Origin of the sequence: Nonomuraea sp. NPDC049758, assembly GCF_040674635.1 — a bacterium.
Classification (GTDB): Bacteria; Actinomycetota; Actinomycetes; order Streptosporangiales; family Streptosporangiaceae; genus Nonomuraea.
The window spans coordinates 210,063-222,659 of record NZ_JBFAMZ010000002.1; the positions used below are offsets into that span (position 1 = coordinate 210,063).

Genomic DNA, 12,597 nt, shown 5'->3' on the forward strand with positions numbered 1-12,597 from the left:
AAACTGTCATTGCAGTTGGATAGTTGTCAAACAATCAGAGCGAGGTAGGGTGCCACCATGCGCCTGCTACCGCACCCCGCGAAGGAGGACATCCAGCTCACCGAGGTCCTGCGTGCGCTCGCCGACCCCGTCCGGCTGGAGATCGTGGTCCGCCTGGCCACCCTCGGCGAGATGACGTGCACCGCCGCGGGCGACCATCTCGGCGTCCACAAGTCGACGGCGTCCCACCACTACCGCTCGCTGCGCGAGGCCGGCGTGATCGTCTCCAAGCAGGAGGGCCGGCTCAAGTACATCAGCCTGCGCCGCGCCGACCTCGACGCACGTTTCCCCGGCCTGCTCGACTCCGTGTTGTCGGCCTCGCATGCCCCCGCCTGACCGGCTGCCGATCCACGACGCGCTCCCCGAGCTGCTCGCCACGCTGGAGCGCCACGGCACGGCGGTGCTCACCGCGCCGCCCGGCACGGGCAAGACCACGGTCGTGCCCCTGGCGCTGGCCGAAACCGGGCTGCGGGTGCTGGTCGCCGAGCCCCGGCGGCTGGCCGTCCGCGCGGCGGCCCGGCGCATGGGCGTCAGCTACACGATCCGCGGCGAGCGGCACACCGGGGCGAACCCCATGGTCGAGGTCGTCACCACCGGCGTGCTGCTCCAGCGGCTCCAGCGCGACCAGGAGCTCGCCGGGGTCGACGCGGTCGTGCTCGACGAGTGCCACGAACGCCATCTCGACGCCGACACCGCCCTCGCGTTCCTGCTCGACGTGCGCGAGACGCTCCGTCCCGACCTGCGGCTGCTGGCCACCTCGGCCACCGCCGACGCGGGCCCCTGGTCCCAGCTGATCGGCGGGCCCGTGGTGGCCGCCTCGGGGACGGCCCATCCCGTGGAGACCGTGTGGGCGCCGCCGGAGCGTCCGGTCGCGCCGCCCCACGGCCTGCGCGTCGATCCGGCGCTGCTGTCGCACGTGGCCTCGGTCGTCCGGCGGGCGTACGCCGAGCGCGACGGCGACGTGCTGTGCTTCCTGCCCGGTGTGGGGGAGATCGCCCGGGTCGCGGGGATGCTGGGCGACCTCGACGTGCTCCAGGTGCACGGTCAGGCGCCGGCCCGCGTCCAGGACGCCGTCCTGTCGCCCGGGGCCGGTCGCCGGGTCGTGCTGGCCACGTCGGTGGCCGAGTCGAGCCTGACGGTGCCGGGCGTCCGCGTGGTGGTGGACTCGGGGCTGGCCCGCGAACCCCGTACCGACCACGCCAGGGGGCTCGGCTCGCTCACCACGGTCAGGGTCTCGAAGGCGTCCGCCGACCAGCGGGCCGGTCGCGCCGGGCGGGAGGCCCCCGGGGCCGTGTACCGCTGCTGGACGGCGGCCGAGCACGAACGCCTGGCCGACCACGCGCGGCCGGAGATCGCACTGGCCGACCTGACCGGGTTCGCCCTCCAGGCCGCCTGCTGGGGCGACGCGGACGCGGCCGGCCTCGCCCTCCTCGACCGGCCGCCGCCCGCCGCGATGGCGGCCGCCGTCCGCACCCTTGAGGCGCTGGGCGCGCTGGAGGCCGGCCGGGTGACCGGTCGCGGCCGGCGCATGGCGCTCGCCGGCGTGCATCCCCGCCTGGCCAGGGCCCTGCTCGACCTCGGCCCGCGGGCCGCCGAGGTGGTGGCGCTGCTGTCGGAGCAACTGCCCAGGGACGCGGGCGACGACCTCGCGGAGGTCTGGCGTACGGCCCGCAGCGGCGGCACCGGCTTCGCGGCCCGCTGGCGCCAGGAGACCAGGCGCCTCGCCCGCGCCTCCGGCCAGGGGCCGGACGGGCGAGAGGTGAGTGACGACGCGCTGGCCGGCATGGCGGTGGCGCTGGCGTTCCCGGAACGGGTGGCGCGGCGGCGCGGCGGCGGCTATCTCATGGCGTCGGGCACGCAGGCCCAGCTCGCCGAGGGCTCCAGGCTGTCCACCGCGCCGTGGCTGGCGATCGCCGTCGCCGACCGGCCCACGGGCTCGGCCTCGGCCCGCGTGCGCCAGGCCGTGGTGATCGACGAGGAGATCGCCCGGCTGGCCCTGCCCGTCACGGTCGAGGAGGAGGTCGCCTGGCGGGTGCCGCCGGGCGAGCGGCGCGGCGACGTGTCGGCCCGCGTGGTCGAGCGCCTGGGCGCGATCGAGCTGTCCGCCACGCCGCTCAAGGACGCCGACGTGCGCCCCGCCATCCTGCACGGCCTGCGTACCGAAGACCTCCTGACCTGGACGAGACAGGCGAAGGACCTCAAGGACCGCCTGGCCTTCGCCCACCGCGCGATCGGCCCCCCGTGGCCCGCCACCGACGACCTGATCGCCCTGGCCGACCAGTGGCTGGAGCCGGAGCTGTCCAGGGCCCGCCGCCGCGCCGACGTCGAGCGCATCGACGTGGCCGCCGCCCTGCGCCGCCTGATCCCGTGGAGCGAGCGCCTGGAGAACGTGGCCCCCGAACGCGTCGAGGTGCCCAGCGGCTCGCAGATCAGGATCGACTACTCCGGCGAGCAGCCGGTGCTCGCGGTGAAGCTGCAGGAGCTGTTCGGCTGGGAGGAGACGCCGCGGCTCGCCGGCGTCCCCCTGCTGGTCCACCTGCTGTCCCCGGCGGGCCGTCCGGTGGCGGTGACCGCGGACCTGGCCTCGTTCTGGCGCGAGGGCTACCGGTCCGTACGGGCCGAGATGAGGGGCCGCTACCCTAAGCATCCATGGCCGGAGGATCCGCTCACCGCGCCGCCGACCCGCCGCGTCAACCGGAGCAGACCTTGATCGACGAAGCCGTCCGCGACAACGCCGCCTGGTGCGACACGATGTGCCGGGCGCACGGCCGTCCCGGCGTCTTCGGGCCGCTCGCCTGGACCAACCCGGCCAGGACGCCCGTCCTGTACCCCGACGCCGTCACGCTCTCCCCCGACGCCGGGCCGGCCGACGTGCTCGGCCACATCGACGCGGGTTCGGGCGCCTCGGTCAAGGACAGCTTCGGCACGCTCGACCTGCCGGGCTTCGACGTGCTGTTCACCGCCCAGTGGATCGCCCGGCCCGCGCCCGGCGCGCCCGAGCGTCCCCTCCGGGCGGCCACCGGCGACCCGATCGTGTGGGAGGTGGCCGCCGACCCCAGGGCGCTGGAGGAGTGGGCGCAGGCGTGCTTCTCCGGCGGCGCGCCCGGCCTGTTCCCGCCCGCGCTGCTCGACGAGCCGCACGTGCGGCTGGTGTGCGGCCGCATCGGTGGCGACGTGGTCTGCGGCGCGGCGCTCAGCGCGAGCGGCACGGTGACGGGCGTCTCGAACGTCTTCGCCTCGGGCTGCGACGAGTCCGCCGCCTGGGAGGGCACGGTGGCGATGGCGGCCGAGCTGTTCCCCGGCCGCCCGCTGGTCGGCTACGAGAGCGACCCGTCGGCCGCCCTCGCCCACGGCTTCACCACCCTCGGCCCCCTGCGCATCCTGCTCAAGCCCTGACCCGCCGGGCGCGGTCAGTCCGTCAGGTCGGCCACCGTCAGACCGGTGCGGACCGGATGGGCCGCCTCGCCCACCCCCATGTCCTTGAACCCGCTGGACGTGCCCACGCACACCACCGGCCCGTCGAAGTCCCGGCGCAGCTTCCGGTAGCCCGCCAGGCCCGCCGCCCCCGACAGCTCCTGCCATATGCCCTGCCGCGCCAGGTCCCGCTGGGCGGCGCGCATCTCGTCGTCCGTCACGAGCACCGCCTCGCCGCCGCTGTCGCGCACCGCCAGCACGCCCCGGTGGCCGCCGACCGACCCCGCGATCCCGTAGGCCCGGCTGGCCCCCAGCTCGACGACCGCCGCCGGTGAGCCCTCGGCCAGGGCCCGCGCGTTGGGGCCGCCCGCGGCCGGCTCGCAGGAGAACATCCGCGGCACGTCCCCGGCCAGGCCGAGCAGCCGCAGCTCGGTGAAGCCCTTCCACATCCCGAACAGCAGCTCGGCGTACCCGGTGGGCGCGAAGACCGCCGCGGGCACCCGTCCGAGCTGGAGGAACAGCTCGTACGCGATCGTCTTGTAGCCCTCCGGGCCGAACGGGTGGCCGGTGTGGGTCACGGTCTGGTTGCTGACCGGGTGGTAGCCCAGCCGGTCCACGACCTCCCGCAGCAGCGGCCACCGCTCCTCCGCCGGCACGGAGAACACCCTGGCCCCGTACGCCCGCACGAACGCCTGCACGCCGGCCGGCGAGTCCGCCGAGGCCAGCACGATGGCCGGCAGCCCGGCGCGGGCGGCGTACGCGGCGGCCGAGGCGCCGTGGTTGCCGGACGAGGCCACCACCACCCCCGCCGCCCCCTCCGCCAGGGCCGCGCTGACCGCCACCCGGTTCAGCCGGTCCTTGTGCGACCAGGTCGGGTTCCGGGACTCGTCCTTGACGTAGATCCCGTCGAACTCCAGCAGCGGCGTCCCGCCTTCGCCCAGCGTCGGCGCCTCCAGGGACGGCAGCAGCGGCGACCACCGCGCGATGTCCGGCCCCGGCTCCTGGTCGAACAGACCCTTGTCGACGCGCGCGTAGTCATAGACGACCTCGACCGGATAGGCGATCTCGGCGGTGCTGGTGCGCGGGCAGCCCCTGGTGAGCGGCGGGGACAGCGGGAACTCGATCGAAGGGTCACCCAGCGAGCGCTGGCGGATGGCGAGTGAAGATCCGTTCACGCGCATGGAGTTTATATGGCTATCATGGTGATATCACTTCGATAGCAAGGAGTCGCGATGGAACGTCGTGCTTTCCGAGTCAACGGATTCCTCGTCCTGCTCGTCCTCCTGCTTCTGGGGGGCGGCGCGGCGCTGGTCTCGATCGAGACGCTCGGCATAGCCTGGATCGTGCTCTTCGCGCTCGTGGCCTCCGGCTTCACCGTGGTCAACCCCAACGAGGCCAAGGTCGTGCAGTTCCTCGGCCGCTACGTCGGCACCGTCAACGTGGCGGGCCTGCAGTGGGTGACGCCGTTCACCACCAAGCGCCGCATCAGCCTCCGGGTGCGCAACTTCGAGACCGCCAAGCTCAAGGTCAACGACGCCGACGGCAACCCGGTCGAGATCGCCGCGGTGGTGGTCTACAAGGTCACCGACACGGCCAAGGCCGCCTTCTCCGTCGACGACTACGAGGAGTACATCGCGATCCAGTCCGAGGCCGCGGTGCGCCACCTCGCGACCACCCACCCGTACGACTCGCACGAGCCCGAGCGCACCAGCCTGCGCGACGGCGCCGAGGTCGCCGGCGAGCTGACCGCCGAGCTGCGCGAGCGCACCGAGCTGGCCGGGATCGAGATCCTGGAGGCCCGCATCACCCACCTGGCCTACGCGCCGGAGATCGCCCAGGCCATGCTGGTGCGCCAGCAGGCCAGCCAGGTGGTGGCCGCCCGCACCAGGATCGTCGAGGGCGCGGTCGGCATGGTCCAGCTCGCGCTCGACCGGCTGGCCGCCGAGGGGGTCGTCGAGCTCGACGAGGAGCGCAAGGCCCAGATGGTCTCCAACCTCCTGGTCGTCCTGTGCGGCGACCGGGCGACCCAGCCGGTGGTGAACGCCGGCAGTCTGTATGCCTGAGCGGAAGAAGCTCCTCCTCCGCCTCGACCCGGCCGTCTACGACGCCATCGCCAAGTGGGCGGCCGACGACCTGCGCAGCATCAACGCGCAGATCGAGTTCGCACTGCGGCTGGCGCTGAAGGAGGCCGGGCGGGAGCCCGGCAGGAGCTCTCGCAAGGAAGAGTGAAAACCTGCACACTCTAGACATGTTGTGGGCAGGCAGGACCGCCATCGAGATCGCGGCCGCCGTCCGGCGCGGCGACGTCACGGCCACGACCGTCGTGGAGGAGCACCTTCACCGCATCTCCCAGCGGGATTCCCGGGTCGGCGCCTTCCGGCTGGTCAGGAAACAGGCGATGGACGAGGCGCGGGCCGTGGGCGACCGCCGCGACCTGGCCGATCTGCCGCTCGCCGGGGTGCCGGTGGCGGTCAAGGACAACCTGGAGGTGGCCGGCGAGCCCACCCGCGGCGGCTCGGCGGCCACGTCCGGCACGCCCGCCCGGGAGGACCATCCGGCCGTGGCCCGCCTGCGCGCGGCGGGCGCGGTGATCGTCGGGCTGACCAACCTGCCGGAGCTGGGGCTGGTCGGCTTCGGCGACAGCCCGTACGGCGTCGTGCGCAACCCCTGGAACCTCGCCCGCACCGCCGGCGGCTCGTCCTCGGGCAGCGCGGCGGCGGTGGCGGCCGGGATGGTGCCGATCGCGCTCGGCAACGACGGCATGGGGTCGCTGCGCATCCCGGGCGCCTGCTGCGGCGTGCTGGCCGTCAAGCCGGGAACGGGCCTGGTCCCGCCGCCCGCCGACGACTGGGACGGGCTCACCGAGAACGGCCCCCTCGCCACGACCGCGGCCGACCTGTCGCTCGCACTGTCCGTGCTGGCCGCCGACCCGGCGCTGGCCGAGGCGTGGCGCACCGGCCACCGGGTCGAGCCGAAGCCGCGCATGCTGCGCTCGGTCTGGGCCGATGACGACGAGGTGTGGGAGCCGCAACCGCCGCAGGACAGCCCGGAGCCGTTCGACCTGCGGGTGGCCTACGCCCCGCAGCCGCTGCCGCCGGGCCTGCCCGTGGACCGGGAGTTCCAGGCGGCGGTGCGAGCGGCGGCCGAGACGTTGCGGCACGCCGGGCACACCGTGGTCGAGCACCCGCACCGCCTGCCCGCCTGGCTCGGCCCCGCCGCCGTGGCCACCTGGCTCGGCCGGGCCGCCGCCGCCGCGGACGGTCTCGATCGGCACGGCCTGGAACGCCGCACCCGCGCGCTGGCCCGCGCCGGCCGCGTGCTCGCCAGGATCGGCCTGGACGGGCGGCGCGGCCGCGAACGCTGGAGCGGCTACGGCGCCGACACCTGGTTCGGCGACGCCGACGTGATGATCACGCCGGCGCTCGCCGCCCTGCCGCCGCGCGCCGACCGCTGGGGCGGGCGCGGCCTCCTGCCCAACCTGCTGGCCAACGTCAGGTACGCGCCCACCACGGGCCCGTGGAACCTGTGCGGCTGGCCCGCGATGGCCGTGCCGGTCGCCACGCACTCCAGCGCGCTGCCGATCGGCGTGCAGCTCGTGGCGCCGCCGGGCGGCGAGCCGCACCTGCTGGCCCTGGCCGCCCAGCTCCAGGCGGCCCACCCGCCGCTACGCCCGCCCGGCTTCTCCTGACCGCCTGCTTCTTCTCGACGCCTGCTTCTTCTCGACGCCTGCTTCTTCTAGACGCCGGCCGGGTGCCAGACGGTCTTGGTCTCCAGGAACCGCGTCATCCGCCCGAGCCCCGGATCGGCCGTCCAGTCCTCGCGCACGGGACGCAGCACGCGCTTGAGGTTCTCGGCCGCCTCCTGCTCGCAGCGCAGCGCCAGGTCGGCGTCCTCGACCCCGGTGAGGTCGAGCGCGTTGACGTCCATGTGCGCGGCCAGCCAGGGCGCCAGCTCGGCCTGGCGACCGGTCAGGATGTTGACCACCCCGCCCGGCAGGTCGGACGTGGCCAGCACCTCGGCCAGCGTGATCGAGGCGAGCGGCGAGGGCTCGGAGGCGACCACGACGCACGTGTTGCCGGTGACGATCACCGGCGCGACCACGGACACCAGCCCGAGCAGCGGATCGGCGGGCGCGACCACGGCCACGACCCCGGTCGGCTCCGGCGAGGACAGGTTGAGGTACGGCCCCGCCACCGGGTTCGCCGACCCGCGCACCGCAGTGATCTTGTCGGACCAGCCCGCGTACCAGACCAGCCGGTCGACCGCCGCGTCCACCGACTCAAGGGCGGCCTTCTTGCCCAGGCCCAGCTCCTCGGCGAACTGCCCGCGCCGCCCCTCCAGCATCTCGGCGACGCGGTAGAGGATCTGCCCCCGGTTGTAGGGGGTCGCGCCGGACCAGCCGGGGAACGCCTTGCGCGCGGCCACCACGGCGTCGCGCGCGTCCTTGCGCGAGGCGCGCGAGGCGTTGGCGAGGAAGTCGCCCTTGGGCGAGGTCACGGGATAGGACCTCCCACTCTCCGAGCGCGGGAAGGCCCCGCCGATGTACAGCTTGTAGGTCTTTCTGACGGACAACCTACTCATCGCCCCGACCTCTCCACGTGGACTCCTGCGACGTCTGGACCGGGGCGAACACCTGGCCGCACCTGCTGACGCCGCAGCGGTGGGCGTACCAGCCGACGCGTACGGGCCGGCCGGCGCGGGCGAAGGCGTGCCCGCGGGTGGCCTGGGCACGCCGCCCGGACCGCCCGGCACGGCGATGATCACACGTCAAGGTAGGCCTCCAGCCCGGCGAGCCCGCCCTCACGGCCGTACCCCGACTCCTTGTAGCCGCCGAACGGCGAGGTGGGGTCGAACTTGTTGAACGTGTTGGCCCAGACGACCCCGGCCCGCAGCCGGTCGGCCATCCACAGGATGCGCGAGCCCTTCTCGGTCCAGACCCCGGCCGACAGCCCGTACGGGGTGTTGTTGGCCTTCTCCACGGCCTCGGCCGGGGTGCGGAAGGTCAGCACGGACAGCACCGGCCCGAAGATCTCCTCCCGGGCGATCCGGTGGGACTGGGCGACCCCGGTGAACAGCGTGGGCGGGAACCAGTAGCCCCGCTCGGGCAGCTCGCACGCGGGCGACCAGCGCTCGGCGCCCTCGTCGGCCCCGGCCTCGGACAGCTCGCGGATCTTGGCGAGCTGCTCGGCCGAGTTGATCGCGCCGATGTCGGTGTTCTTGTCCAGCGGGTCGCCGAGCCGCAGCGTGCCGAGCCGCCGCTTCAGCGACTCCAGCAGCTCGTCGTGGACGGACTCCTGCACCAGCAGCCGGGAGCCCGCGCAGCAGACGTGGCCCTGGTTGAAGAAGATGCCGTTGACGATGCCCTCGACCGCCTGGTCGACGGCGGCGTCCTCGAACACGATGTTCGCGGCCTTGCCGCCGAGCTCCAGCGTGAGCTTCTTGTCGGTGCCCGCGACCGCGCGGGCGATGATCCGGCCGACCTCGGTCGAGCCGGTGAAGGCCACCTTGTTGACGTCGGGGTGGGCCACCAGGGCGGCGCCGGTGTCGCCCGCGCCGGTCACGATGTTGACCACGCCGGGCGGCAGCTCGGCCTGCTGACAGATCTCCGCGAACAGCAGCGCGGTCAGCGGGGTCGTCTCGGCGGGCTTGAGCACCACCGTGTTGCCGCAGGCCAGCGCGGGCGCGATCTTCCAGGCCAGCATGAGCAGCGGGAAGTTCCACGGGATGACCTGCCCGGCCACGCCGAGCGGCTTGGTACCGAACCCCGCGTAGGCCAGCTTGTCGGCCCAGCCCGCGTAGTAGAAGAAGTGGGCCGCGACCAGCGGCAGGTCGACGTCGCGCGACTCGCGGATGGGCTTGCCGTTGTCGAGGGACTCCAGGACGGCCAGCTCGCGGGCCCGCTCCTGGATCAGGCGCGCGATGCGGAACAGGTACTTGGCCCGCTCGGCGCCCGGCAGGGCGCTCCACACGCCGAACGCCTTGCGCGCCGCCTGCACGGCCCGGTCGACGTCGTCGGAGGAGGCCGAGGCGACTTCCGCCAGCTTCTCCTCCGTCGCCGGGTTGACCGTCTTGAAGGGGGAGCCGGAGCCGTCCACGAACTCACCGTTGATGAACAACCCGTACGACGGCTTGAGATCGACAATGTCGCGCGACTCTGGCGCGGGTGCGTAGTCGAACATCGCCGTCACGCCAGGGTGAGGTATAGGGACATCACCTTGCCAGCGTAGACGGTCGGTCCGAGTGCTCAGAGGGGCCCGGAGCTCCTAGGACAGGAGTGACAGCCGATGCGCCGCCGCGGCGGCCTCTCCGCGCGTGGTGACACCCAGCTTGGCCAGGATGTTCGAGACGTGCACACTGACGGTTTTCGCCGAGATGAACAGTTCGGCGGCGATGTCGCGGTTGGTGCGGCCCTGGGTCACCAGGCGCAGCACCTCCAGCTCACGCGGCGTCAGCAGCTCCGACGGCGTCTCCTGGGCCTGCGGGCCGCCGCCCACGCGCCGCGACAGCGCCTCGATCTCCTCGGCGAGCGGGGTGGCGCGCAGCGCGGCGGCGAGCGGACGCGCCTGCCGGAGCCTGGACGCCGCGCCCTCCCTGTCACCGCTCCTGGCCGCGACGCCGGCCGCCCGCAGCAGCGCCTTGGCCTGGTTGTGCGGACGCATCAGCCGCTCCCACGCCGCCGCCGAGGCGTCGAAGTCACCGCTGTAGGACAGCCGGTACGCCTCCGCCACCGGCCCGCTGATCGTCAGCTCGGCCGCCACTTCCGCGGCGTGTGCCCGTACCGCGGCGGTCCGGCCGGGTTCGAGGTCCTCCGCCGCGTCGCAGACCGTGCGCAACAGGGAGAGCAGCCGCCAGCCCAGCATGGCCTTGCTCGGCAGCCTCGGATGCGACAGCGCCCGCTCGGCCACGGCCAGCGCCGCCCACGGCTCGCCCTTGAGCAGGTGCCAGCCGATGTGCAGCCGCGCGTTGCTGATCACGTCCTGGACGAAGTCCTCCGGACGGTCCTTCAGCACGCCGATCTCCGACAGGATGCCCTCGACGCGCTGCAGGTCGCCCCTGGCCAGCCCGATGTCGGCCCGGACGCGCAGCAGGGCGTACTGGGTGCGCAGGACGGGCCCGTAGTTGAGCGCGCTGTCCACGAGGTCGAGCGCCTCGTCCCAGCGGCCGAGCGACTCCAGCGCCTCGGCCCAGTTGTTGAGGATGAACAGCCCGCTGCCGCGCAGCCTGCCGTACTTCTTGGCGTACTCCCAGCCCTCCTCCGACAGGCGCAGGGCCTCCTCGGCGCGGCCCATGTCGATGAGGGAGTCGATGTTGTTGCCGATCGCCCTGACGATGATGCGGCCCGAACTCTCGGTCTTGCCGAGTGCCATCGCCTGCTCGTTGACGGCGATGACCTGCTCCAGCTCGCCTCTGAGCGAGTGGCCGAGCGCCAGGTTCATCAGCAGGTCGCCTTCGAGGCACTTGTCGCCGGATCGCCTGACCAGGTCGAGGCCCTCGTGGATCAGCTCCTCGCCCTCGGTGATCTGGCCGCGGAGCATGAGCTGCCTGCTCAGCGGCATGACGACCTCCGCGCGCACCGGGCCCGGCTCGGGCACCAGCCGCAGGGCGTGCCGGAGCAGCTCGATGACGCCCATCTGGCCCTTCGACGCCTTGAACGACGCCTGCCGCACGATGAGCTGGGCCACCCGGCCCGGCTCCTTGGTCTCGTCCAGCTCGGCGAGGGCGGCCTTGACGAACTTCACGCCCTTGTCCACCTCGCCGCCGGCGTTCGCGGCCTCGGAGGCGCGTTCGAGCACGGCGGTGTGGTCCACGCCGATGCGCCGGGCGGCGTCGGGGACCCGGTCCCAGAGCATGAGCACGCGTTCCAGCAGCGGCACGGCCTCGGTGTAGGCGTACGCCTTGAACGACTTCTGCGCGGCCTCCCAGGCCGACACCAGGGCCCAGAGGTCGTTGCGGGCGCCGTACCAGTGGTGGGCCAGCTCGACGGCGGCGCGGCCGGGCGGGACGAGCGAGCGGTCCTTGGAGATCTCCTCGGCGTACCGGGAGTGCAGGCGCTGGTGCTCCCCCGGCAGTAACTCCTCGTGCACGGCCTCCTGGATCAGCGCGTGCCGGAAGACGTAGGCGCGGTTGTCGGCGATCTGCAGCACGTTCCCGGCGATTGCCGGACGCAGGGCCGCCTCCAGCTCGATCTCCGACAGCCCGCTGACGGCCGCCAGCAGCGCGTGACCGACCCGGTTGCCGCCGGCCGCGGCCATCCGCAGGACGCGCTGGGTGTCCTCGGGCAACCGTTCGACGGCGCTGAGGATGAGGTCCTGCATGGACTCGGGGAACGTGCAGTCCTCGCCGCCGTCGAGCAGCGCCTCCACGAACAGCGGGATGCCCTCGCTGCGTTCGTAGACTTTCTGGACCTTCACATATTCCGGCGCGGAGCCGAGGATGCCGGCCATCTGCGCGGCCACCTCGTCACGCGACAGGCGGGGCAGGTCGAGACGGTGGACGCCGTTCACCCGGCCGAGCTCGGCCAGCACGGGGCGCAGCGGATGTTGCCGGTGGAGGTCGTCAGAGCGGTAGGTCATGACGATGAGCACCTGCGGGGCATGCAGGTTACGGCTGAGGAACGCGATCAGGTCGCGGCTGGAACGGTCGGCCCAGTGGATGTCCTCGATGACGAGGAGCGTGGGGCGGCTGTCCGCGAGGCGTTCGAGAAGGGTGAGGAACTGCTCGAAGAGCCGGGCACGGCCCGTTTCGGTCTCCCCGTCGCCGCTGGGCTCGCCGAACTCCGGCAGCAGCCTGGCCAGGTCTCGCTGGGCGCCTTCGGGCAGCAGCGCGGCCACCGCGGCGGGGCCCTGCTCCCTGACGAGCTGCCTGAGCGCGGCGGTGAAGGGCGCGTAGGCAAGGCCCTCGGCCGACAGCTCCACACAGCCGCCGACCAGCACCTGCGCGCCGTCGGCCACGCAGGACTCGGCGAAGCGCTGCACGAGCCGGCTCTTGCCGACCCCAGCCTCCCCGCCCATGAGCACGGCCGTCACCGTGCCCTTACGTGCCTCGTCGAAGCTCTCTGCGAGAGCGGCGAGCTCCTCCGCCCGCCCGACGAAGACGGGACTCACCGAACGTCCCAGCATGTCGTTCAGCATGCCATGCCCTATC

Annotated in this window: 10 protein-coding genes; 6 read left to right on the top strand and 4 right to left on the bottom strand. The window is 73.4% G+C overall.

The genetic code is table 11. The features are described from left to right. The first annotated feature begins 57 nt into the window (after nt 1-57). The 3 genes from AB0J46_RS05375 to AB0J46_RS05385 are packed head-to-tail and all read left to right on the top strand — an operon-like array spanning nt 58 to nt 3,435. Nucleotides 58-375: a helix-turn-helix transcriptional regulator gene (locus AB0J46_RS05375; protein WP_364326745.1), complete on the top strand. Its 318-nt coding sequence runs from the start codon at nt 58-60 to the stop codon at nt 373-375. After that, the gene (gene hrpB / locus AB0J46_RS05380) at nt 362-2,749 is read left to right on the top strand and encodes an ATP-dependent helicase HrpB (protein ID WP_364326748.1); all 2,388 of its coding nucleotides are present in this window, start codon (nt 362-364) and stop codon (nt 2,747-2,749) included. Before AB0J46_RS05375 ends, hrpB begins: the two co-directional genes overlap by 14 nt. Continuing rightward, the gene (locus AB0J46_RS05385) at nt 2,746-3,435 is read left to right on the top strand and encodes a hypothetical protein (protein ID WP_364326751.1); all 690 of its coding nucleotides are present in this window, start codon (nt 2,746-2,748) and stop codon (nt 3,433-3,435) included. The genes hrpB and AB0J46_RS05385 overlap by 4 nt, the downstream gene beginning before the upstream one ends. A gap of 14 nt (nt 3,436-3,449) precedes the next feature. Here AB0J46_RS05385 and AB0J46_RS05390 read toward each other — a convergent pair whose 3' ends face one another. Then, nucleotides 3,450-4,628 (bottom strand): pyridoxal-phosphate dependent enzyme, encoded by a 1,179-nt coding sequence (locus tag AB0J46_RS05390; RefSeq protein WP_364326753.1) that lies wholly within the window; start codon nt 4,626-4,628, stop codon nt 3,450-3,452. A 57-nt stretch (nt 4,629-4,685) separates the two neighbouring features. Here AB0J46_RS05390 and AB0J46_RS05395 point away from each other — a divergent pair, with 57 nt between their 5' ends. The 3 genes from AB0J46_RS05395 to AB0J46_RS05405 are packed head-to-tail and all read left to right on the top strand — an operon-like array spanning nt 4,686 to nt 7,141. After that, the gene (locus AB0J46_RS05395) at nt 4,686-5,516 is read left to right on the top strand and encodes an SPFH domain-containing protein (protein WP_364326756.1); all 831 of its coding nucleotides are present in this window, start codon (nt 4,686-4,688) and stop codon (nt 5,514-5,516) included. Next, entirely contained in the window at nt 5,509-5,682 is a 174-nt protein-coding gene (locus AB0J46_RS05400) for a hypothetical protein (RefSeq protein ID WP_357706347.1), read from the top strand. The genes AB0J46_RS05395 and AB0J46_RS05400 overlap by 8 nt, the downstream gene beginning before the upstream one ends. Nucleotides 5,683-5,701: 19 nt before the next feature. Continuing rightward, nucleotides 5,702-7,141 (top strand): amidase, encoded by a 1,440-nt coding sequence (locus AB0J46_RS05405; protein WP_364326759.1) that lies wholly within the window; start codon nt 5,702-5,704, stop codon nt 7,139-7,141. Nucleotides 7,142-7,188: 47 nt separating this feature from the next. On the opposite strand, the gene AB0J46_RS05410 is transcribed toward AB0J46_RS05405, so the two are convergent. The 3 genes from AB0J46_RS05410 to AB0J46_RS05420 all read right to left on the bottom strand — a co-directional run bounded on the left by AB0J46_RS05410 (nt 7,189) and on the right by AB0J46_RS05420 (nt 12,572). Then, nucleotides 7,189-8,034 (bottom strand): aldehyde dehydrogenase family protein, encoded by an 846-nt coding sequence (locus AB0J46_RS05410; RefSeq protein WP_364326762.1) that lies wholly within the window; start codon nt 8,032-8,034, stop codon nt 7,189-7,191. A gap of 179 nt (nt 8,035-8,213) precedes the next feature. After that, a complete protein-coding gene (locus AB0J46_RS05415; RefSeq protein ID WP_364326765.1) occupies nt 8,214-9,632 on the bottom strand; it encodes an aldehyde dehydrogenase family protein in 1,419 nt (472 codons plus the stop codon). 84 nt (nt 9,633-9,716) lie between these two features. After that, nucleotides 9,717-12,572: an AAA family ATPase gene (locus AB0J46_RS05420; protein ID WP_364326768.1), complete on the bottom strand. Its 2,856-nt coding sequence runs from the start codon at nt 12,570-12,572 to the stop codon at nt 9,717-9,719. Between the last annotated feature and the right edge of the window lie 25 nt (nt 12,573-12,597).